General features: G+C 62.7%; 19 protein-coding genes. 7 read left to right on the top strand and 12 right to left on the bottom strand.

Annotated elements, in window-relative coordinates:
* Positions 1 to 484: 484 nt before the first annotated feature.
* Genes EO99_RS0115030 through EO99_RS0115020 form a run of 3 tightly spaced genes read right to left on the bottom strand, consistent with a single transcriptional unit; the run spans position 485 to position 3,235 of the window.
* Entirely contained in the window at positions 485 to 1,075 is a 591-nt protein-coding gene (locus EO99_RS0115030) for a dioxygenase family protein (protein WP_029619449.1), read from the bottom strand.
* 51 nt (positions 1,076 to 1,126) lie between these two features.
* Positions 1,127 to 2,215 carry an aldo/keto reductase gene (locus EO99_RS0115025; protein ID WP_029619448.1) on the bottom strand — a complete coding sequence of 363 codons (1,089 nt, stop codon included), beginning with the start codon at positions 2,213 to 2,215 and terminating at the stop codon, positions 1,127 to 1,129.
* A 30-nt stretch (positions 2,216 to 2,245) separates the two neighbouring features.
* Positions 2,246 to 3,235 (bottom strand): MBL fold metallo-hydrolase, encoded by a 990-nt coding sequence (locus EO99_RS0115020; RefSeq protein ID WP_029619447.1) that lies wholly within the window; start codon positions 3,233 to 3,235, stop codon positions 2,246 to 2,248.
* A gap of 173 nt (positions 3,236 to 3,408) precedes the next feature.
* On the opposite strand from EO99_RS0115020, the gene EO99_RS0115015 reads away from it, so the two are divergent.
* On the top strand, positions 3,409 to 4,320 hold the full coding sequence (locus tag EO99_RS0115015; RefSeq protein ID WP_029619446.1) for a LysR family transcriptional regulator: 912 nt from the start codon (positions 3,409 to 3,411) through the stop codon (positions 4,318 to 4,320).
* A 40-nt stretch (positions 4,321 to 4,360) separates the two neighbouring features.
* On the opposite strand, the gene EO99_RS0115010 is transcribed toward EO99_RS0115015, so the two are convergent.
* The 4 genes from EO99_RS0115010 to EO99_RS0114995 form a co-directional block, all read right to left on the bottom strand.
* Positions 4,361 to 6,541, bottom strand: coding sequence for a xanthine dehydrogenase family protein molybdopterin-binding subunit (locus EO99_RS0115010; protein ID WP_029619445.1), 2,181 nt, complete (start codon positions 6,539 to 6,541; stop codon positions 4,361 to 4,363).
* The gene (locus tag EO99_RS0115005; protein WP_029619444.1) at positions 6,538 to 7,539 is read right to left on the bottom strand and encodes an FAD binding domain-containing protein; all 1,002 of its coding nucleotides are present in this window, start codon (positions 7,537 to 7,539) and stop codon (positions 6,538 to 6,540) included. Before EO99_RS0115005 ends, EO99_RS0115010 begins: the two co-directional genes overlap by 4 nt.
* Before the next feature lie 3 nt (positions 7,540 to 7,542).
* Complete coding sequence (locus EO99_RS0115000) at positions 7,543 to 8,163, bottom strand: (2Fe-2S)-binding protein (RefSeq protein ID WP_029619443.1); 621 nt, start codon at positions 8,161 to 8,163, stop codon at positions 7,543 to 7,545.
* 359 nt (positions 8,164 to 8,522) lie between these two features.
* Positions 8,523 to 8,861, bottom strand: coding sequence for an EthD domain-containing protein (locus tag EO99_RS0114995; protein WP_029619442.1), 339 nt, complete (start codon positions 8,859 to 8,861; stop codon positions 8,523 to 8,525).
* 106 nt (positions 8,862 to 8,967) lie between these two features.
* Between EO99_RS0114995 and EO99_RS0114990 the strand changes: the two genes are divergently transcribed.
* Both EO99_RS0114990 and EO99_RS0114985 read left to right on the top strand, forming a co-directional pair.
* Positions 8,968 to 9,903, top strand: a complete 936-nt coding sequence (locus EO99_RS0114990) for an AraC family transcriptional regulator (RefSeq protein ID WP_029619441.1) — start codon at positions 8,968 to 8,970, stop codon at positions 9,901 to 9,903.
* A gap of 175 nt (positions 9,904 to 10,078) precedes the next feature.
* A complete protein-coding gene (locus tag EO99_RS0114985) occupies positions 10,079 to 10,441 on the top strand; it encodes a HipA domain-containing protein (protein ID WP_029619440.1) in 363 nt (120 codons plus the stop codon).
* Positions 10,442 to 10,633: 192 nt separating this feature from the next.
* Here EO99_RS0114985 and EO99_RS0114980 read toward each other — a convergent pair whose 3' ends face one another.
* Positions 10,634 to 11,278, bottom strand: a complete 645-nt coding sequence (locus EO99_RS0114980; protein WP_408002873.1) for a DedA family protein — start codon at positions 11,276 to 11,278, stop codon at positions 10,634 to 10,636.
* 489 nt (positions 11,279 to 11,767) lie between these two features.
* Here EO99_RS0114980 and EO99_RS28220 point away from each other — a divergent pair, with 489 nt between their 5' ends.
* From EO99_RS28220 to EO99_RS0114965, 3 genes are all read left to right on the top strand, one after another.
* Positions 11,768 to 12,526: a hypothetical protein gene (locus tag EO99_RS28220; RefSeq protein WP_235776835.1), complete on the top strand. Its 759-nt coding sequence runs from the start codon at positions 11,768 to 11,770 to the stop codon at positions 12,524 to 12,526.
* Positions 12,517 to 12,990 (top strand): DUF6644 family protein, encoded by a 474-nt coding sequence (locus tag EO99_RS0114970; protein WP_029619437.1) that lies wholly within the window; start codon positions 12,517 to 12,519, stop codon positions 12,988 to 12,990. The genes EO99_RS28220 and EO99_RS0114970 overlap by 10 nt, the downstream gene beginning before the upstream one ends.
* Before the next feature lie 750 nt (positions 12,991 to 13,740).
* Entirely contained in the window at positions 13,741 to 14,211 is a 471-nt protein-coding gene (locus EO99_RS0114965; protein ID WP_029619436.1) for a DUF2147 domain-containing protein, read from the top strand.
* 746 nt (positions 14,212 to 14,957) lie between these two features.
* On the opposite strand, the gene EO99_RS27845 is transcribed toward EO99_RS0114965, so the two are convergent.
* The 3 genes from EO99_RS27845 to EO99_RS0114950 all read right to left on the bottom strand — a co-directional run bounded on the left by EO99_RS27845 (position 14,958) and on the right by EO99_RS0114950 (position 17,314).
* A complete protein-coding gene (locus EO99_RS27845) occupies positions 14,958 to 15,122 on the bottom strand; it encodes a hypothetical protein (protein WP_162179313.1) in 165 nt (54 codons plus the stop codon).
* A gap of 515 nt (positions 15,123 to 15,637) precedes the next feature.
* The gene (locus tag EO99_RS0114955) at positions 15,638 to 16,393 is read right to left on the bottom strand and encodes an SDR family oxidoreductase (protein ID WP_029619435.1); all 756 of its coding nucleotides are present in this window, start codon (positions 16,391 to 16,393) and stop codon (positions 15,638 to 15,640) included.
* A 24-nt stretch (positions 16,394 to 16,417) separates the two neighbouring features.
* Positions 16,418 to 17,314, bottom strand: coding sequence for an NAD(P)H-binding protein (locus EO99_RS0114950; protein ID WP_029619434.1), 897 nt, complete (start codon positions 17,312 to 17,314; stop codon positions 16,418 to 16,420).
* A gap of 161 nt (positions 17,315 to 17,475) precedes the next feature.
* Between EO99_RS0114950 and EO99_RS0114945 the strand changes: the two genes are divergently transcribed.
* Complete coding sequence (locus tag EO99_RS0114945) at positions 17,476 to 18,447, top strand: AraC family transcriptional regulator (RefSeq protein WP_029619433.1); 972 nt, start codon at positions 17,476 to 17,478, stop codon at positions 18,445 to 18,447.
* Between the two features lie 282 nt (positions 18,448 to 18,729).
* Here the strand turns inward: EO99_RS0114945 and EO99_RS0114940 are convergent, their stop codons facing one another.
* On the bottom strand, positions 18,730 to 20,949 hold the full coding sequence (locus tag EO99_RS0114940) for a xanthine dehydrogenase family protein molybdopterin-binding subunit (RefSeq protein WP_029619432.1): 2,220 nt from the start codon (positions 20,947 to 20,949) through the stop codon (positions 18,730 to 18,732).

The following is a 20,949-nucleotide window of genomic DNA, read 5'->3' as shown; positions in this document are numbered from 1 at the left end:
GCGAGAAGGAGCATTCCGGCGACGGCTGTGACAACAGGGATCTTCAGCATTCTTAGTTCCTTGGCTTCGTGTTTCGAGCCCCTCTTTGGGACATCTGCAACCTAGAAGATGTTTGTCGCAGAGATTTGCCAGGTGCCGCCGAAAGTGTATCAGGATGTGTCAGACCGTCAGCGAAACGCATTGGATCTCGGTCACCGCGACCTTTGCAGCGAAGGGACGCCAATGCGGCAGTACCCCCAATCCTGCGCCACGTGTTGCAGGCGAGACCGTTCGCATAGGCATGTTTTTCCGGCGCAGGAAAGTCAGGTTCCAGGGCGCACGGGGAGCATCAGGGGGGTGTTTGCGCAGCCCTGATCAGGCGTGCGCGTGCCGTTGGTGCAACGGCAAACATGCAAAAAGGTGATGCCAGAGCCTGCGGTGATCCCGTTGTCGGCGTGCAGGCCGTTCTGGTTCGCGCGACGCAGGCGCTGCTGCAGCGCCCCTGTCAGACGACAAAGTCGAAACGTCCAAATTGTCCGTCACCAGCTCGATTGACGCTGAGAAGCAGAGAGTCGTGAAAGAGCCAATCATCGGCATTGCCGGGTTCGCCGGGAAAGAACAGCTGCGTCGTGAGGACGCGTCCGCCGGGGCGTTGAACCTTGAAGTGGAAATGGCGGGTGCGGCCAGGATAAAGAGCCGGCACGATGGTGTTGAACCACCAGCGCCCCTGCACGTCGCTGAACTGATGCCCGCGCAGACGAAACCCGTCCCGGTCGTATTCCCCGTGTTCGTCGGCATGCCAGATCTCCACGAGACTGCCAGGCAGGGGCCGACAGAGATTGTCGAAGACGAACCCCGCGACGGTGATCCGTTCGCCTCCGGGCGCCCCCGGGTAGAGATCGCTGTCCAGCGGAGTGTCCGGCTTGTAGAACGGGCCGGCCTCCCGCTCGAGGGTGGGCGCGTCATCGTCTTCGTCGTCGCACGCCCAGGTCAGTGCCAGTTGTGGCGTCGCCTGCGCGAATGCCCGCATTTTGGCGGCATCGACAAGAGGCAGCGACAGGAAGGCGGTCAGAAGTGAGCGTCGGGTGGAGGGCAAGCTGATCTCCCGGTTGTCCAGAGTGAGGGGTCGGCGGCAACAGGTTGCAATCTACTGCAACCGGTTTGCGGCGTTTGCCTGCGCTTGCCTGATCAGGCCGGAATACATTGCCTCCTTGCCCGGATACCACGGCATGGATGCAATCGCATTGAAACCGGGGATCGTTTGCATGTGCGCCACCATGCGCCGGCGCATGGGCTCATCAGGAAACGGACCGACCATCGCCTGAACATTGTCGCTCATGTGATCGGGGTTCGACGTGCCGCACAGTACGCTTGTGACGGCGGGATGCGCCATGACCCACTTCAGGAAGAACTGGGCCCAGGTCGCGGCGCCGAACTCGCGCGCAAACTCCGGAAGCGAATGCCCTTCCACCACCCTCATCAGACGCGCTTTCTCAAGCGGCAGATTGATCAGCACGCCCACGCCCTTGTCGGCCGCGGCCGGCAACAAGCGCCGCTCCGCATCGCGATTGAAGATCGAGTAGTTTGTCTGGACGAAATCGACCTCGCCGCGTTCGACGATTGCCGTCAGTTGCTCTTGCGCTGCCGACTCGTGATGGGTCACGCCGACGTGGCGGATCAGGCCTTCCTGCTTCCATGCCGTCATCAGCGGAATGACAACCGGCGCATTGGTGATGCTGTGGCATTGCATGAGATTGATGGTGTCGCGCCAGGTGCGCAGCCGCGACTGCCGGAAGCTTTCAACCGCGTGGCTTTCGTCGCCAAGGTATTCTCCCGTCGCCCAGACCTTGTTGGCAAGAAACATCTCGCCGCCCCCCTCAAACTCGCCCATGAACTGGCCGACACTGACTTCGGCCGAGCCATAGAGTGGCGAGGTATCGACCACACGCCCGCCCGCGGCGACGTATCGCTCAAAGACCTGCCGGAGATCGTCGCGCCGGTCGCCAGGTTTCAGGTCAAACGTCAGGAACGTGCCGAGGCCAAGGGCGGTGACCCTCTCACCGGTGCGGGGCAGGGTGCGGGTCAGCACCTCCCGGTTCGATCCTGCCGCGGGCACAGGCGCATCGGTGCCCTGCGCCTTGACGGTGGCAGGGGCGTGCGTGGCCAGGGCCAGGCCGGTTACGGCTGCTCCCGCTGTTCCGAGAAAGCCGCGACGGTTGATCTTAGACTGGTCCATGGGAGGTTCCTGCGCGTTGATTGTCGGGGATTAGAACTGCCAGTTGGCCGGGACCCAGGCGTAGCCGCCATCGGTTTTCAGCATCCGGCCGAGGCCGGGAAACGGAAAGTGGAAGCCCAGGACTGGAATGCGGTCGGCCGCCGCCCGGTCGAAAATGCGGCGTCGGGAAGAAAGGGCGGTGTCCTTGTCGCGATCGGGACCCGGACGCCAGGGATTGTCGACATTGACGATCGGGTGGTAGGCGAGGTCGGCCGTCAGCAACAGCTGATCGTTTCCGGAATGGACGAGGAAGGTCGCCATGCCCGGGGTGTGACCGGCGGCGACAATCGTCGCAAGGCCCGGGACGATCTCGGTGCCGGCGTCATAGAGTTCGATATCGTTCATGACCGGCTCGAGGCTGCTCTTGATGGCGGCAGCAAAGCGCAATCGGAACTCCGCCGGGACCGGCATGTAGGAGAGATCCGGATCCGTGCCAACGAAGAAGTCGAAATCCGCTCTCGGCACGAATACGGTCGCGCGCGGGAACGCCTTGCCACCATCCGCCGTCCTGAGGTTGCCGACATGGTCTGGATGGGTGTGCGAGATCACGATCGTGTCGATGTCGGCTGCACCAAGCCCGATGGCCGCGAGATTGTCGAAAATCCGGCCGCCGTTCGGCCCCATGGTTGCGCCGGCGCCGGCCTCGATGAGAATTCGACGACCACCGGTTTCGATCAGAAGGGTGTTCAAGTTTAGCGTCAGATGGTCGCTGGGAAGGAATGCCTGCCTTAGCACGTCCTGAAGTTCCGCTTCAGGGGCATCGCTGGCATAGACCCGGGGTGGGCCGCCGATCACACCATCACTCAAGACGGTCGCGCTGATCTCGCCGATACGCAATCGGTAGTGCCCGGCATTCCCGCCCGTCGTTGTTGGTGTCGCCTGCGCATGGGCGCCGTCGCTGCTGCCGGTCACCAGCAGGCTCGATGCGCCGGCGACAGCCGACAGCATGATTGCGCGTCTTTTCAAGGTGAACGCGTTCATGGGTACTCCTTTGTGATCGGACTCGTCAGCTCGCCACACCCGCCGCATTGACGCAGATGCCACCGGTATCGGACGACCGGAGGGCGCCGATTGACGACGAATGCAAGATGACATGCGAGGGTCGTGCTGATAAGGCATGTAATTGTGCTCAGCTTGATAAGGTCAGCTTCACAATGAACCCCATACGTCTCGACAGCTTCGATGTCTTCGCCGCCATAGTCCGCTGCGGCGGGTTCCGCGCCGCAGCCCTGGAACGTGGAGTTTCGTCGTCGGCCTTGAGCCAGACGATCAATGCCCTGGAGGATGCCCTCGGCATCCGGCTCCTCAACCGGTCGACGCGCAGCGTCTCGCCGACGGAGGCAGGACAACGCCTACTGGATCGGCTCTCCCCGGCATTGGACGACATCCAGCTTGCCATCCGCGAGGTCGACGACCTGAGAGACAGTCCGTCGGGGACGATACGGATCAACGCGCCGGCTCCAGCCGTCGATCACTTGCTGTGTCCGCTCGTGTTCGGTTTCATGGAAACCTATTGCGACGTGAAGATCGAGATCATCAGCGATGCCGCAGTGATCGACATCGTGGCGCAAGGTTTCGACGCGGGTGTGCGGTTTGGCCAGCAACTGGCTCAGGACATGATTGCGGTCCCGTTGGGGACATCGCTCAGATATGCGATCGTCGCTTCGCCTGATTACCTCTTGCGGCACGGCGCGCCGCAAACGCCACATGAACTGGTGGGGCACGAATGCATCAAGCGAAGGTTTCCCGGCGGCACCCTGGTCACCTGGCGATTTGTCCATGAAGACGTGGAGCTGGAGGTCAAGCCGGCGGGTCGCCTGACGGTCAGTGCAGTGCATAACGAGCTTCAGGCGGCCCTGGCCGGCCGCGGCATCGCCCATGTGCTCGACGACTATGCCAAACCGCACATCCGCGACGGTCGGTTGGTGGAGCTTCTCCCTCAGTGGGGTGCCAACCTGCCGCACTGGTTCCTGTATTATCCCAGTCGCCGTCTCCCGAGCGCCGCCATGCGCGCCTTCCTCGGCTATGTGAAGAGCTACGACTGGCAGGCCAGCGCCACGACGTGATGCTGGTGCTCGCCAGCCGGCGTGACTCTGGAAAGCATGTCTAGAGCAGATCCTCGATCCGGATCGGCAAGTGCCGGATTCTGCGACCCGTGGCGTTGTAGACTGCGTTGGCGATGGCGGCAGAGGCGCCGACCATGGCGACTTCGCCCAGTCCCTTGACACCGGAGATGTTGAGATTGGTGTCTGCCTTCTCTATGAAGTCCACCTCGATCGCGCCTATGTCCGCGTTCACCGCAACGACGTATTCGGCCAAGTCATTGTTGAGGACGCCGCCAAAGCGCGGATCGGTCTCGCCAGCCTCGCCAAGCGCAGCACCGATGCCCCAGACCACCCCACCCCGGACCTGACTTTCCGCCGTGCGACGGTTCAGGACGCGCCCGCAGTCGGCGACGGTGACAACCCGCTTGACACGGACGCGCCCGGTCGTCGTTTCCACATGGACCTGGGCAAAATGCGCGATCCAGCTGAAGGCGAGGAACTGAGGATATTCAGGGCCGGAGGTCGCCGGCATGCCCCTGCGCAACCGGTCGATCGCCCGTTGGTCCTGCCCCAGGGGCACGGTCTCCACCAGGACTTCAAGAAACGGGCGTCGCGTCCGCGCCAGCTGGACATGAACGGGCTCTTGCGACAGCGCTGCCCCCGTCAGCCGCCCAAGCTCCTCACGCAACCTCAGGGCGGCAGCCCTGGCGGCCGGGGCCGCACTGCCTGCACCCCATGAGCCAGCAGTCAGATGCTGGGGCGCGTGCCCGGTATCGCCGATCCTGATGTCGAGCCTGTCGGGATCCACGCCAAGGACGTCGATCAGTTCCTCGGCGATGACGCTGCGTATCCCCTGTCCCATCTCATGGCCGGATGTCGCGATCTGGCACCTTCCGTTCGCCGAAAGGCGAAGTGTGGTGACAGAGGGTGACATCGACGCCTTGTAGTTGCCACAGGCGACACCCAATCCGACAAGGTTGCCGTTTTCGGCCTTCAGAGCGCCGGGCTGCGCCACACGCCGGTCCCAGCCGAACAGGTCGGCGCCGCGTCGCAGACACTCTGCGAGATGGCGGGAGGAAAAAGGTTTGCCGGTCAGTGGATCCCGCTGGGTGTCGTTGGCCAGCCGAAGCGCGACGGGATCCATGCCGATCGCCTGTGCCAGTTCATCGATGGCGCATTCCGTGGCATGGCTCGACGCTTGCTCGTGCGGCGCCCGCTGGTGCCCCGGCGTCTGGCTATCGACCCGAACGATCCGGTCGCTTCCCGACCACGTCTGGTAGTTGTACATGCGCGGCGGATTGACGCCGTGCTCGCAGCCGAAACCATCGTATCGGCTGTGCTGCTGCACCGTATCGTAGAGGCCGGCCAGCAAGTTGCCGCTGTGGTCTGCCGCAAGGCGCACACGGTGCCTGCTTCGCGGGCGATAGGACGCCGTGTGGAACAACTGGCCCCGCGGCATGACGAGCTTGACCGGCCGGCCAAGCGCCAAGGCCGCACTTGCCACCAGCACGCTCTGTTCCTGTACGCCGTTCTTCTGGCCAAATCCGCCGCCCGTATAGGGGCTGATGCCGCGAAGCATCTGTGGCTCCAGTCCCATCATGCCCGCAAGCCCCCCGGCGAAGGCAGCCGCCGCCTGCGTCCCCTCGTAGATCTTCAAAAGACTGTCCTCGAACACGGCGGTGGTCGAGATCAATTCGATGGGATTGTGATGCTGCTGAGGATGCCAGTAATCCACATCGATGACATGATCGGCATCGGCGAAGGCGGCCTCGGCATCACCGGAAACGTGTTGGCCGACAGCCTCCGGCTCAGGGCTGGCGCCTCCGTCTTCCATCCGCGCGGCAAACGGCTCCTCGGCGCAGTGCACGCTCACGGCTTCTGCGGCTTCGATTGCAGCTTCCAGGGTTTCGGCAACCACCAGCGCAACCGGCTCGCCCCGGTGCTGGATCCAGGGTGACGTCATCGGCTGATAGCCTTTTCCAGGCTGACCATAGGCGCCGCGGGCGGCAGGTGTCGTCTTGATCTGCGAAAAGTCCCGATGCGTGAAGATGCGGACGAGGCCAGCGACACGGCGGGCCGCGACAGTATCAATGGACAGGATTTTCCCCTTGGCGATCACCGCCGGCACGGTCATCGCATGCAGCAGTCCGGCAAATGGCTGATCGGCAGCGTACAGCGCACGCCCGAGCACTTTTTCACGGGCGTCGAATCTCGGTTGCTCAGCGGTTCGTTTCTCCATCATCGGCTCTCTCTCCCGGCATTCAAAATGGCAACGGCAAGCGTCCGCACGCCGAGCTCGATCTTGAAAGTGTTGTGCTGTCCCGCGCGGGCACCGGTAAAGGCGGCCTGGGCTGCCTTCAGGGCCCGTTCCCGTGTCAGGGGATGCCCCTGCACGATTGCCTCGGTCTCGCCAGCCCGCCAGGGTCGCGTAGCCACCCCTCCCAAGGCAATATGCGCCTGGCGCACGCGATCGCCATCCATGTCCAGCGCCACGGCGGCAGAGGCGAGTGCAAAGGCAAAGGACTCCCGGTCGCGCACCTTCAGATAGGTTGAGTTGCGGCCGGCGGCGGTCTTAGGAACCGCGATACCGGTAACGATTTCCCCAGGCCGGAGCGCGAATTCCAGATGCGGCGTGTCGCCGGGCGGCAAGTAGAGTTCGGAAACGGGCACCACGCGCGGTCCGCCGATGCTCAGGACCTCGATCGTTGCATCCATGGCCGTCAGTGCCACGGGCCAGTCGCCGGGCGATACGGCGGTACAAGCGTCACTCGCGCCAAGCACAGCCTGCGACCGGTCAAGACCGCCGATTGCGGCGCACCCGGAGCCAGGTTCCCGCTTGTTGCATGGGTACCACCCGTTTGCCCCGTTCCTGAAGTAGGGACAGCGCGTTCGCTGCAAGAGATTGCCGCCGACGGTCGCCATGTTGCGAAGCTGCTGGGAGGCCGCTTTCGCGAGGCTTTGCGCCAGCACAGGGTAGTCACGCAGCAAGATGGGGTCCTCCGCAATATCTGCCATCAGCGCTCCACCTCCGAAAAAGAGCCGGTCGCCGGAGGTATCGACGCGGTCGGCCCCCTCAAGAGAGGCAATATCGATCAGGTGAGCCGGTCGCTCGATTCCAAGCTTCATCAGGTCGTATAGATTGGTGCCACCGGCGATGTAGCGTGCGCCCTCACCGGCTGCGACAAATGCCGCGATAGCTTCCTGCGCCGTTCTGGCGCGGTCGTAGGAGAACGCCTTCATCTCTCAACTCCGCTCGATATGAGGAGCAGCCTGCACGACAGCTGCAACGATGCCGACATAGGCGCCGCACCGACAGATGTTTCCGCTCATGTACTCCCTGATTTGATCAGGCGTCGCGGCATGACCTTCTCTGACACAGGCAATCGCCGCCATGATCTGGCCGGGGGTGCAGTAGCCGCATTGCAAGGCGTCGTGATCGATGAATGCCTGCTGCATGGGATGGAGAGCATCCACTCCGGCTATTCCCTCGATCGTAGTGACGTCTTGCCCGTCGACCTTGGCTGCAAGCGTCAGGCAGGAAGCCACCCGGCGGCCGCCGACATGCACCGTGCAGGCGCCGCATTGGCCGTGGTCGCACCCCTTCTTGGCGCCAACCAGAGATAACCGCTCCCGTAGCATGTCCAGCAGCGAAGCGCGGACGTCAATCTCCATCGTCGTGTGAAGTCCGTTGACGATGAAGCTAACCCGAAGCGACACGCCGTTTTGTGGCGAGGGCGGCAAATCCGCGGGGCCGGAATGCCCCGATGTCGGCAGCATCATGCCTGAGACGGTCATGATGGTACCGGTTTCCAACACTTGCCTGCGGGTGATCTCGGGAAATCGTGTCTCGTGCGGATCCGACATGCTTACTCCTCACCATTGCAGATGCTGACCGGTGGATGGGCGGCCGCCGGAACGAATTCGAGCAACGGTAGCCCAGGAGCACTGGGAGGATAAGGCGCCAAATCCGGCCCGGACTGATAAGCGCTTCTTTGCAATCACCAAGCGCCTCGTACAAAGCAAGGCAACCGACCGCACGGGTCGGCTGCCTTCGACAAGGTCTTTCGACCGAACCTGCCTGGGCTCAGTCTCTACAATCCCCACAGTCGGAGTGTAGCTTCCGCCTTTATCGCCCACGAATGATCGACACTGCGCAAACGACAATCTTCGACCACAGGGCGGCAGCGCATCTTCTTGCTCTCTTTAGAGCTGCAGGCGAGGGATCAACTGCCTGACACGACGTGCTCTTCGCAGATCATGCGCTGCACGGTGCGCAGATCGATGAAATTGATATGGTCGGGATCTACCTTCGTTTGAAAGTTTTCCGACAGATAGAGAGCGTCGATACCTTCCATGCTGTCGAACCATCCCTCGACAAGCGCATCAAAGCTGGGTTCGGGCCAATGCGGCGCCTGGACGGGCAGCGAAACCACAAAGCGTCTGATCAGCTTTGCCTCGGGGATAGACAACAGGAGAGGAGCGTGGACGTCGCGCCGATAGGCCCGGAACGCTTCGACACTCAACCCCTGCTTCCGCTTGAACGTGATCGCAATCTTAAACATTCTCGAACCTCATTTCCGTTGTCAGAGCCTGGCAATGACGTCGATAGCGTTTCCGACGGGGACGATCTATGGTCGTTCGTCCCTAAGTTGTTCGCGATTATCCCCGATGCATACCGATCCTCTTTCCGATGTTCTGACCGTTTTGAAGCCACGCACTTGCGTCGCCGGCGGCTACGATTTCGGAGGCGAGTGGTCGATCCAGTACGAGATGCACGATGGCATTAAATGCTTTGCAGTCGTCTCCGGACGGTGCTGGCTTGCGGTCGACGGACATTCACAGCCGATCCTGCTGGAAGCTGACGATTGCGTGCTGTTGCCCAACGGGCGACGTTTCAGGCTCGCAAAGGACCTAGATTTCCAGCTGATCCACATCAGCGATGTTGCGGATTCGGACTGGCGCGGCGGCATTGCGACGGTTCATGGCGGCGGTGATACACTGGTTCTCGGCGGCCATTTCGCGTTTTGCGGGGAGCACACGGAAATGCTTCTGGGCGCCATGCCGCCGATTTTGCGCCTGCGGGAGCAGCGCGACAAGGAAGGACTGCGGTGGGCGTTGGACCGCATGCGTTGCGAACTGATGGCAAGACGGCCGGGCAGCACCCTGGTTGTGCATAACCTGGCCCAACTTCTTCTTGTAGAAACGCTGCGGCTCTACGTCGCTCAGGGGATCGGTAACGCCTCCGGCTGGTTGTTTGCGCTGGGAGATCCTCGCATCGCACCGGCTGTCATTTCCATGCACGCCGAGCCCGGCGCGCGCTGGACGTTGCCGTTGCTTGCCGAAACAGCCGGGATGTCACGTTCCAAGTTCGCCCTCCGCTTCAAGAACGTCACCGGGCTGTCACCGATCAACTACCTGCTTCGTTGGCGGATGCTATTGGCATGCGATCGGCTCACTGCGAAACGTGAGCCGATATCGGCCATTGCCTTGTCGCTTGGGTACGATTCCGACGCCGCATTCAGCACCGCCTTCAAGCGCGTCATGGGTCAATCCCCCCGACAATATGCCGCGCAACACGGCAAGGCGCGGGTTAGCGCAGCGTGACAGGCGATAGTCGCTTGTTTGGGATGATACGGCCTTGGTGCTGCCTTGTCGGCAATGCGACGCCGCCCTCCTTGTCGAGAACCAGCATAGCATATCTCCACGCCCGGCAGTTGCAATTGCTCGATCACTTGCTGACCGTCATACTTGACCCGTAAATTCTCAATGGTCGTCAGATATGGCGGTTAAGGCAAGCTGGCTGAACCCGCGGCGAGCCGTTGAGGCTCTGGACGATCTGCATGAACTCCGGCGGCGGATCGTCTTCACCATCCTCGTGTCCAACTCCCACGACCATCTGACGAACCACGGTTTCATCTATGCAGGCGGGAATCGATGGCGATTGTCGTCGGCCTTCGGCATCAGCCTCTTGCCGTCACGACGCAAAGTGCAGGAGATTGACATCATCCAGGGACGGTCGTTCGACGCGTCCCTCAATATCGCGCCTAAGGCATGCAATTTCTTCGACCTGGAGCTTGAGGACGAGAATAATCCAGCATCCCAAACCGGAAACATCATTCAAAGAGCTGGAAGCAGGCTTTAGGCTCGCAAGGCTGCACTTTTGACGACGTGCAAAACGACGCGAATGCGGTTCAGCACGAGGAGAGCAGTCCTGCCTTGGCAATCTCACCCTTCTCGTACGCAGCGGCTGGTAAATCAGAAATCATGCGTCTCTGTTCCCGGCCGTCTCCAAAGCCGGGACGTGGCGATTGAGAGGCCTCGGCTGCTCTGCATGTCATGAGCGGCGCCCCGGCGTGGCCGCTCGCGACCGGCAGTGCGCCACAATACGCCATGCCAGGGCCAGCAGCGTCTCGACGACGATCAGGAGGACAAGCATCTTGATCGCCAAGCCCGACGCGGACATGCCAGGCGCTATCGTGACGGCGTAGTAGCCAGCCCCGATACACAGGCCGTTCCATCCCATGATACCCAGCACTGTCCCACCGGCAAACCATCCCACGTCCGCACGGATGAGTGCCGCGATTGCAGGCGCGATCAGGCGCACCGTCGGTATCAATTGCGAGGCAAAGATCAAAGTGCGCTCCCGCTCCCGGAAGGACGTGAAGGTCTTGTCGATACGTGCGGATGACAGGCCCAGCAACCGGCCAAGCCGATACAGCAACCGAACGGACCTCCTCTCCCCCCACATGCGAACGAGCAGGTAAAGGGCAAGCCCGCCGCAGAAGCTCCCAGCTGTCGTCACGATGATGGCGACAGGCACGGACCAGGCGCCGTCAACAGCAGCAATACCGATGGCAACGAGGACCGCGTGGGACGGCAGGCCGGGAACGAAGCGCTCCGCCAATCCAATCGCCAATAGCCCGAATACGCCATATGCCGCGATCCAGTCGATGAGGCTTGCGAGCGGATCCACCCTCATGCCTCTCGACTGACCGCTGGTGCGCCCGGACGGACGAAGGCTTTGTGCACCTTCAATGCGCCCTGGTCCGCCACTGCTGGGACCCGCACCGCCAACGCGCCGCGACATGTCGCTCGTGAGAGTGCACGGGCGGCGGTGTGTCGGTGATCAACTTGTTTGCCATTGTCGTTCCTTACGTTGCTGAACTGCTGGTCCGCCGGGATGGGGGCATCGCCTTGCGATCTCCGCCGGTACTGGATGGAGCCAGACCCAGAAGCAGTCCTGTCGTCCCTTCCAGGCGCGCTGCCGCGCATTCTGGACAGCGGCCGGACCTGCGACATCCTCCTGGCGCGCCCGCCGCTGCCTCGATAGCAGCGCCGATTCGCCCATCGGATCGCGATCGGTGAAGCAACTTGCCGATACGGCAGCCCCCCACTGGTCTCTGTCATGTTGGAGGCACTCCTGGCTTGAACGCCACCTTCAAGCTAGATGGAGTGTCCAGTCACCAACATGCCCGAACCATCAAGAAATCTGCCTGTTGCTGCGGACGACGACGCGTCCTTGGACAACGGGCGGATCCTTCCGAGCCTGAAAGGCGTACGTGTCGTCGTCGCTTTCAGGGGCGGTCACCGCCTGTTCGAAGACGAAGCGGCCGGCAGGGGCTGTGTAGTGCGAAGCACGGTGCTTTCGGACGATTGCGAGGATATCCCGGAAGATCGCGCATGGGAGAGCCCGACAGGCGCTGTAGTATCAACGGCGAAATTTCGGCCGCAGCCGCAACGCAGAAAGGGCACATCCATGCGCCAACGAATTGGACGAAGGGCAGTTGGATCCGTCATTGGCTTCCTCGCGCTTACGCAAATCGTATCTGCACATCATGGCGTCACGGGCAGATATGACGCCTCTGCGCCGATCATCTTGCATGGAACGATCACTGCGGCCACGTTCAGTCCGCCGCATCCCGTCTTCACGATCAAAGGAGAGGCCGAAGAACTTCCCGCCGCGGGTCTCGGCAGGCCGGAGGAGTATTTCGGGCCACTCAGAACCCGCGCCGAGGATGTCGGCGTAGAACGCAACGTCGAGCTTTCTCCAGTGCGTCTGTTCTACGAGCTCGCTGACAAATTGCGCATCGGCGATCAGGTGACCATCGTTGCCCTTCAAAACTGCCTGTCTCCCCACCAGTTGCGCAGCACCTGGTTGCGGTTGCCGGACGGCGAGGTTGTTTCTTACGCTGGTGATTGGGCCCGTGGAGTGGATGGATGCAACTGAGCGCCGTGTTCCAATGGATCGAGGCGTTCTCTCTCGTTCGACTGATCGTGACGATTCCGGGGCTCTATCCGGCGATCTCGGCGCTGCACATCTTGGGTATCGCACTGCTCGTCGGCCCCATCGCCACGGTCGATCTTCGCATTCTGGGGTTTTTAGGCGGCAAGCTGGACGAGGCGCTTGCGGACCTTGTCCGCGTGGCACTGGCAGGTTTCTTGGTCGCTGCGACCACGGGATTGTTTCTCGCTTCGGTCCGGATCGGGACCTATGCGGTCAATCCCGCCTTTTTGACCAAGATGGCAATCCTATTGATCGCCGGGGCGAACGCGCTGATCCTGCGACTGGGTACGGGTTTGGCCGATGTGAGGCATCAGATTGGAAGGCGCGGCGCTCGCCTCGCCGCTGGTCTGTCTCTTGCGCTCTGGGCTGGCGCGGTGTTCACGGGGCGCTGGATCGCATTTGTATGAAGATGCCGGACACAAAGGCGCGATGCCAGACACCCTGTGGGCCCGGCAGAACGGGATTGAGTGCGGGCGACGGTGGAGCCTGCGACCGCGGTGGATCGACACCAAGACGTCTTCTGCGGCCGCCGGTCAGCTGCAGGTTGCGGTGCTGCGCCGTGCTCGGGTATGCCGACCATAGTGCGGACGGTCTGCCAGCGTGGCACGGGCATGCCCGTGCGGGGAGAAGCACGCGTTGTGGTCACGTTGACCCAAGGCGCCGGTGTCAGGGTTCCAGGTGCATCGATGGCGGCCTGCAAGTCCTGGCATGCTGTTGACGCGTGGACGGAGGGCAGGGCCGAACACTGCGCTATGACGCGGAGTTTCATTCTTGGAACGTCCACTTCCCTGCGACCGGGCCGTCGAAGGCTGCAAAGCGCTGCCGACGTCGTTTGCATTGTCGCGCCCACGGGCGTGACGATCCGGTAATCGAGGCGCCTCAAGGTGAACCCACGGCTGCTCACCGACTGCCGCGCGACTGTTCGATCCATCCCCATCTGCCCGCCGCAGGATCAGGCAGGAAATTCGAGCTTCTGGGCATTCGACGCCGGCTCGCAGACAGTTAACGTCACAGCCGCAATGTTCGGCAGCTGTCCGACCGGTTCCAGACCGGCTCCTGTTGGCAAGCGCCGCAGGATCATTGGCATCCATAGTATTTTCAGGCAGAGCGCCTCGGATCTCGAGGGGTCGACCTGAAGCGACACAAGGAAACGTGGAATGGCAAATTCAGTCACCGGGCGGTTGCTGGCCGCAACGCTCACCGCCGCAATGACAGCCCTTGCGGTCGGGGAGGCTTTTGCGCAGGCCTCTTCGCCGGATCAGATCGTCGGCATATGGGAATCCGAGGATGGCAACCTGAAACTGGAGATGTTTGACGCCGGCGAAACCTACGCGGCCCGGGTCCTTTACGGCAAGCTTCTCGTCGAGGCCGACGGCAAGACGTTCAAGAAGGACACCCTCAATCCGGATCCGAGCCTCAGAGGCCGGACCCTGGAGCGCGCAGTTTTAGTCACCGATCTCAAGTGGGATGACGCTGACGGTCGTTGGGAAGGCGGAAACTTCTATAGCGGGGCGACCGGTCGGACCCATTCCGCTCAGGCAACGCTGGTGGGCGGGAGGCTGGAACTTCGCGCCTACATGGGCACCGCCCTGTTTGGTCGGACCATGGTGCTTCAGCGCGCGCAATGAAGCCCGAAGAGCCGCGTCGACCAACCGGCCTGCAGACGAAAGAGTATCCGTCATGCAGGAGCAAGGCGATACACGCGCCATAGTCGGCCGTTCCTCCGCCGTTGGTCGGCGACGCGCCGCGCCGGGCGTCGGCTACCCAGGTGTTATAATGCGGCTGGAGTACCGGGCTGCTCGTCATTGCAACCTGGATCAGCGGCGCCCTCTTCGCCACCTACGTCATCGCATTTTTCGGCGGCTTGCCCTTCGGGGGAAACGGTGAGCGCTGGAACGAGGCCCTGCCCGGTCTGTTGATCGGGGTGCCCTGATCTCTACGACAGCCATTGGTGCGCACTTCATGGCTGGAGCCACACTCCTGCTGCTCGGACCTGTCCAGTTGAGCGGACGCGTGCGTCAAAATGCTCCCGCCCTTCATCGCTGGCCGGGCCGCCTCTACGTCGGTCCGGCCGGCATGGCTGGGCTGGCCGGGGCCGGCTATTTTGGGGAAGGGGCATGACCGGCGGCCCTCTCATGGATGCCGGGTTTGGCACCTACGGTGTGTTGATACTGCTTTGTGCGGTCATGTCATACGCTCACGCCCGGTCTGATCGATACGATCAACATCGTGCTTGGACCGTCAGGCTGTTTGCGCTGGCCGGCGGCTCCTCGCTTTGCAGGATGGAATATGCCGGCGGGGTCCTGGTCAGCGGCGGCGTCGGAATGGGGCCCGGTTTTACCGGCTGGTTCGATACAGTCATGATGTTCTTTTTCTATGCCCCCAAACTCATCGTTGCCGAGATCTTCATCCGGGGACGGCGCCGCGATACTGGCGTGATTGCCAGCGCCGGAGTAGCAACGGTGTTCTTGGCTGCCAGCGTCTTCATCATCATCGCAACCGGAAGCTTCACCGCCCGCAGTTGGGGCCCGAGGATCATCAGCGGCGTCTCCGACCCGTCGCGACAAGCTTTCCAAGCAGGCCCGTACCAGCGCCCCGATTTCGATGACGCCAGGTCGTGTGCCACGCTCGTTTTGACGACGCCCGGCAGCAGCGTGAAGGAGCAAATCGGTGCCGTCTACGCGCGGAGAATGGCCGAGAGTGGTTTCGTCGCTCCCCTCACAGCCGCGCGCAGGCAAAAGTGCAGGGCGTCACCGTCCCGGATCTCCGGCAAGCGGTCTACTTCTAGCGGGAGGCGCCCCACCGCCATCCCAACCCATCAAACCCGCTCCTCTTCAGGGGCAACGCCCACCTTTTCGTCCCTGACGCCGTCAACCTCGTACCGAACTCCTGACGCAGCCGCTTCAGGTGATCGCGCCGGCCGTCGCGGCGCTACCGCCCCGGATCGGGACGGCGAACGGCTGTTCGGCCTTCGCCAGCCACCGGCAAGGATTTCCGTGCCGTCGGACCGACCGCTTTGCCTGTTACAGGCACTTGTCGCGACCGGTCGACCCGCTACCCCGGGTTGAGGTCGGCGTAGATTTCGCGATAGGTGCCGAGCCGTTCGGCCAAGCGCAAACCCCTGACCCGTTCCACCAGGATTTCGCCATCGGCGGGTGTGGGGTCTGCAAGAAGCGTGAGAACTTCGCCGATGTAGTCGCCGAGCACCATTGCGGCCGGATCCATCGCCTGCTGCGGGCCGCCAAGGTGCGTCTGAACATAGGGCGGCGCAAGTTCGATGACCTCAACCGGTTTGTGGCGCAACTGATGGCGCAGCGATTGCAACCAGGAATGAAGGAACGCCTTGCTCGCACAATAGGTTGGGTAGCTGGATCGTGGTACGAAGCCGAGACCGGATGTCGTGGTGATGATGGTTGCGCGCGACTGCCCGACAAGCGTCGGCAAAAGGGCCGACGTCAGCCGCAAGACGGCGACGAGATTGGTTTCGATGATGGACAACGAGGTATCGATGTCGATCATATCGCGATCCCAGGCCTCAGTGCGTGAAATGCCGGCATTGTTCACGAGGACGTCGAGGTCGGGAAAACGGGATTGAACGTCTTTTACCAGGCGCGCAATCGAACTCGGGTTGTTCAAGTCGACCTGGAGGCCCTGCATCCCCGGATGCGCTGCGGTGACCTCATCGATAAGCGCCTGGCGCCGACCCGAGATGATAACCTGGTTGCCGCGCCGGTGGAACGCTTCGGCCAGTCCGCGCCCAATGCCGCTGGTCCCGCCGGTGATGAGAATGGTGCGATCCGTCAAATCCATGGTCTGATACCTCCTGTTGCTGTTCTATCTGCCACGCCCGCCGAGGGTCGTGGCTGCAAACGCATCCTCGCACCACGTTCGGAAGTCGGTCGGCGTCGTGTTTTCCGGGTTTCTCGACACTGCCAGATCAAGGCCCTGATCCTTGGCCCGGGCCATGTCTGTCATGCCTTGCGCCATGGCGTCGGACAGGCCGATCTCCACAAAGCGCGCCTTGTAGGCGTCAAAGCCGATCTGCTGATAGGTGACGGCCTTGCCGAGAACATCAGATATGATCGCGCTCATGTCGTTGAACGAGATATCCTCGGGCCCGAGAACCGCCACCTCGCTCTGGCCTGACCAACTGTTGTCCAGCAGCCAGCGCGCCGCAACTGTCGCGATGTCGCTCGTCGCAACGCTCGGAAGCCTGAGGTCCCCAGAGATTGGCAGGAAAAACTTGCCCATTTTTGTGATCGCGGTCGCTTGCCGGGCGATGTTGTCCATGAAGGACGGGCAGGCCAGACTGCGGCAAGCGACCCCTGTGGCGGCAATCAAGTCGTCCATGGCAAGCGATCCGGTCACGTAGCCTGCCTTGTCGGCAAGAGGCGACCCCCTCCCGAGCGCGGTGATCGACACGACGCGCTTGATGCCCTGCGCCTTCAGGGCCGCCGCTGCAGGACGGGTGAAATCGACATAGGCCGCGATGACGGAAGCTGCCTTGGGGTCGGCGGGCGCGAGCCAGAAGACCGCGTCAGCGCCATCAAAGGCCCGGTTTACGGCGGCGGTGTCGCCGTGTGAACCTTGCACGATCTCAGCACTGTCGCGCGTTTCTTCGGTGAGACGTGATGGGTCGCGGGCGATTACCCGGAGCGGCGTGCCCGACTGGAGAAGGTTGCGGATGACGCGACGGCCGATATCGCTTGTAGGGGCGGTCACAACGATCATCTCTACTCCAGGGTGTCGAGGCGCCAGGGTGGGCTGCGGGTTGCACCGGGCGACCCGGCAATTGTGCCGGCGCTCGTTCGATCTGGAGGGAGATTATGCCGTTGCCTTCGGACGAACTATGCTCCATATTCTCGTTTATCTTCGCAATCGTCCGGAATGCTATGGATCCGCTGTCAGACGTTCTCTCTCTGCTTAGACCGCACGCCTATGTCTCGTCCGGCTTCGACGCCGGCGGCGACTGGGCGGTTCAATTCGGCGACCAGCACAAACTCATCAAATGCTATGCAGTGGTATCCGGTGACTGTTGGCTCACCGTCGACGGTGTCGCCGACCCGGTGCATCTGGTGGCCGGAGATTGCTTCGTGCTGCCGACCGGCCGTCCATTCCGGCTTGGCAGCAACATCCACGGGACCGCGGTTGCGGCCGCACAGGTGTTTCCGGCCGCGCGACGCGGTGGCGTCGTCACGCTCAACGGCGGCGGCGGATTATTCCTCGTCGGAAGCCGGTTCGGCGTCAAGGGCAACCACGTCGATATGCTGCTGGGCCTGCTTCCGCCGATCGTGCACATCCACGGCCACACCGAGCGGGCAGCCCTGCGTTGGTCTGTCGAGCAAATGATGAAGGAACTGCGTGAAGAGCAGCCTGGCAACGCCCTCCTGGCGCAGCATTTGGCCCATATGATGCTGGTGCAGGCACTGCGCGTGGATCTCGACATGGACAATGGCGAGCGTGTTGGCTGGTTTTTCTGCCTTGCCGACAAGCAGCTCGGCGCCGCGATCAAGGCGATTCATGCCCAACCCGCGCATCAATGGACCCTTCAGGAGCTCGGTGAGATTGCCGGCATGTCGCGCTCGACATTTGCTCTCAGGTTCAAGGAGCGGGTCGGGGAACCACCGATGCAGTACGTGACGCGCTGGCGTATGCTGCTTGCCTGCAGCAGGCTGGAGACGTCAAGTGATTCCGTCGCCACGGTTGCCGCTTCGCTCGGCTATGAGTCGGAAAGCGCATTCAGCACCGCCTTCAAGCGTGTCATGGGCTGTTCGCCTCGCCAATACGGACGCGTCCGCACGATTGAGCCGGAGACAGGTTCCACGCGCGATGATGAGGCGCACACGGTGTCTCCAGACCTTTGAACCGGTAATGCATGCCCTCAGGCCGGGTGCGTGCGGCCCCCTCCACGCAAGCTCGGGCGCCGGTCCCCGGCCTGGAAGTCGTCGACGGCTGCTCCAGGGCGGCTGCAGGTTGCCGCGCAATTGCAGTGGACGTGGCGCTTCGGGTGCGCGCGCCTCATCGCCGGCGAGAATGCCGATGCCGGCGGCTGCTTGCTGGTGCCGCGAGCACGACCTGAAAGGTCCGCCGGCTTGCGGCAGACCTGGTCGAGAGTGCATTGGGCAGCCGATTGCGGGCCCAGGAGTTCAGGCGTCAAGCGCCGCCTTCACTCGCTCTGGGGTGAACGGATAATGGCGAAGCCGCAAACCTCCCGTGAGTTGCGCGACAGCGTTGGCGATTGCCGGACCAGTTGGTGGCAGGCCCGCCTGGCCAATGCCACCAAACGGACTCCCAGGGGTCGGCACCACCGCGACCTCGATTTCAGGCGCCTCGGACATCCGGATCACCCGGTAGGTATCGAAATTTCCTTCCTGCACCTGTCCATCGACCACGTTGATTTGCTCAAAAAGCGCATGCCCGGTCCCGTTGGTGATGCCGGTCATCATCATCGCCTCGATATGGAGAGGCTGGATCGCCACGCCCGGATCTATGGCACACCAGACCTTGTGCACGCGGATCTCGCCGGTGTCGCGGTCGAGCGAGACCTCGGCGACCTGGGCGCAATGCGAGCCAAAGGCATCGGAATAGGCCACCCCGAGACCCCGACCGTCCCGCGCACGATCCCACTCAGCCATGCGGGCAACAGTTTCGATCACCGCGCGCCCGCGCGGCTGGTCCTTGAGAAGCTCCAGGCGCAAGGCGAGGGGATCAATGCCTCTGGCGGCAGCGATTTCGTCGACGGTACACTCGATCGCAAAGCGCGTGTACCCGACGCCCACTGCAAACCAGAAGCCGATGGCGAGACCCATGTCCTGCCGCAGGTATTCGATCTGGTGGGCCGGCACCGCGTAGTTAAACTTGGCGCCCTCGGTCACGACGTCATCGTGACCGCCGGCTTGCGCAAACACGGGTGGCAATGTTCGGGCGAAGATTGAGTCCGCAACGATGCGATGCCGCCAGCCGACAATGTTGCCCTCGGCATCAAGCCCGACCCTGAGATGTTGTGCTTCCAGTGGGCGGAACGTGTCGTGCCGGATGTCATCCTCACGGCTCCAGATGACCTTGACCGGTCGGCCCTCCACGACCTTGGCAAGCGACACGGCGTCGATGATGAAATCGGCCTCCGCCTTGCGTCCGAAGCCGCCGCCGACGAGGGTTGTGTTCACCTTGACCTTGTCAGGAGTGGTCCCCACCACGTCTGCGGCAAAGCCCTGGGTGCCGGTCGGACCCTGCGTGGGCGCCCATATCTCCACCCGGTCGCCAGCGACGAGTGCAGTGGCATTCATCGGCTCCATGGTCGCATGGGCGACATGGTCACTCATGTAATCGACCTCAATCACTGTCGCGGCGCTCGCGATCGCCGCCTCGGTGTCACCACCGCTGTAGGCAACAACGCCGGGTTGCGCGAGGTCGCGACCGAGGACGCGATAGCCGTCAAGCAGTCGCTGGCTCGTATAGTCGCGCACCCGTGATGTGGTGCTCCAGGTGACGTTCAGAAGATCTTTTGCACGCGTGGTCGCTTCGACCGTCTCGCCGATGATGCCGACGCCGTAGGACATCGCAACGATATGGGTGATGCCCGGCACGGCGCGTGCTTCGGCGTCGTCGATGCTCTCGGGTCTTTCGTCCTGGACCGGCGCCCGCAGGACCGCTCCGTAGAGCATGTCGGGAAGCTGTACATCGATCCCGAAGATGGCGGCGCCATTGACCTTCGCGGGCACGTCGATGCGTCCGATGGTTCGGCTTCCGATATAGCGCCACCGGTCGCTTGACTTCAGATCAGCCTCTGTCGCCTGCGGCAGCGGATCGGGAAACACCGCATGGGTGGCTATTTCACCGTAGTCGAGCGAGCGGCCTGAGGGTCGATGTACAACCCTGTGGGGCTCTGTCTCGAGCGCACTTGCTGGCACGCCCAGCATGCCGGCTGCGCCCGCCAGCAGGATCATCCGTGTCTGGGCGCCGACGAGCCGAAGCAGCGCGTTGTAGCCGCGCGTCGACTCGCTGCCGCCGGTGAGCTGAATCCCGTAAAATCCCGGATTACCATAGGTCTCGGCATCGGAGGGTGCCTGCACGACCCGCACACGGTTCCAATCGGCATCCAACTCCTCGGCGACAAGAAGGGGCAGTGTGGTCGTGATGCCCTGGCCCATCTCGACGGCAGGTGCGATGATGCTGACCGTTCCCGCGGCTGCGATCGTCACCCAGGCGTTGGGGCGCAAGTTGCCCTCGGCGGCGGGGGCCATGGCTGCGCCGTGGACAAGGTCGGCATGCGATCCGAGAGTGACCGCGATGCCGAGGCTGCCCGCCGATATCAGGAAGCTGCGCCGTGACAGCGCCCGCAATTGGGGTTTGCATGTTCCCGTCAT

Source organism: Pseudorhizobium marinum, assembly GCF_000705355.1.
GTDB lineage: Bacteria > Pseudomonadota > Alphaproteobacteria > Rhizobiales > Rhizobiaceae > Neorhizobium > Neorhizobium pelagicum.
This window is presented reverse-complemented; position numbering and strand designations above follow the sequence as displayed.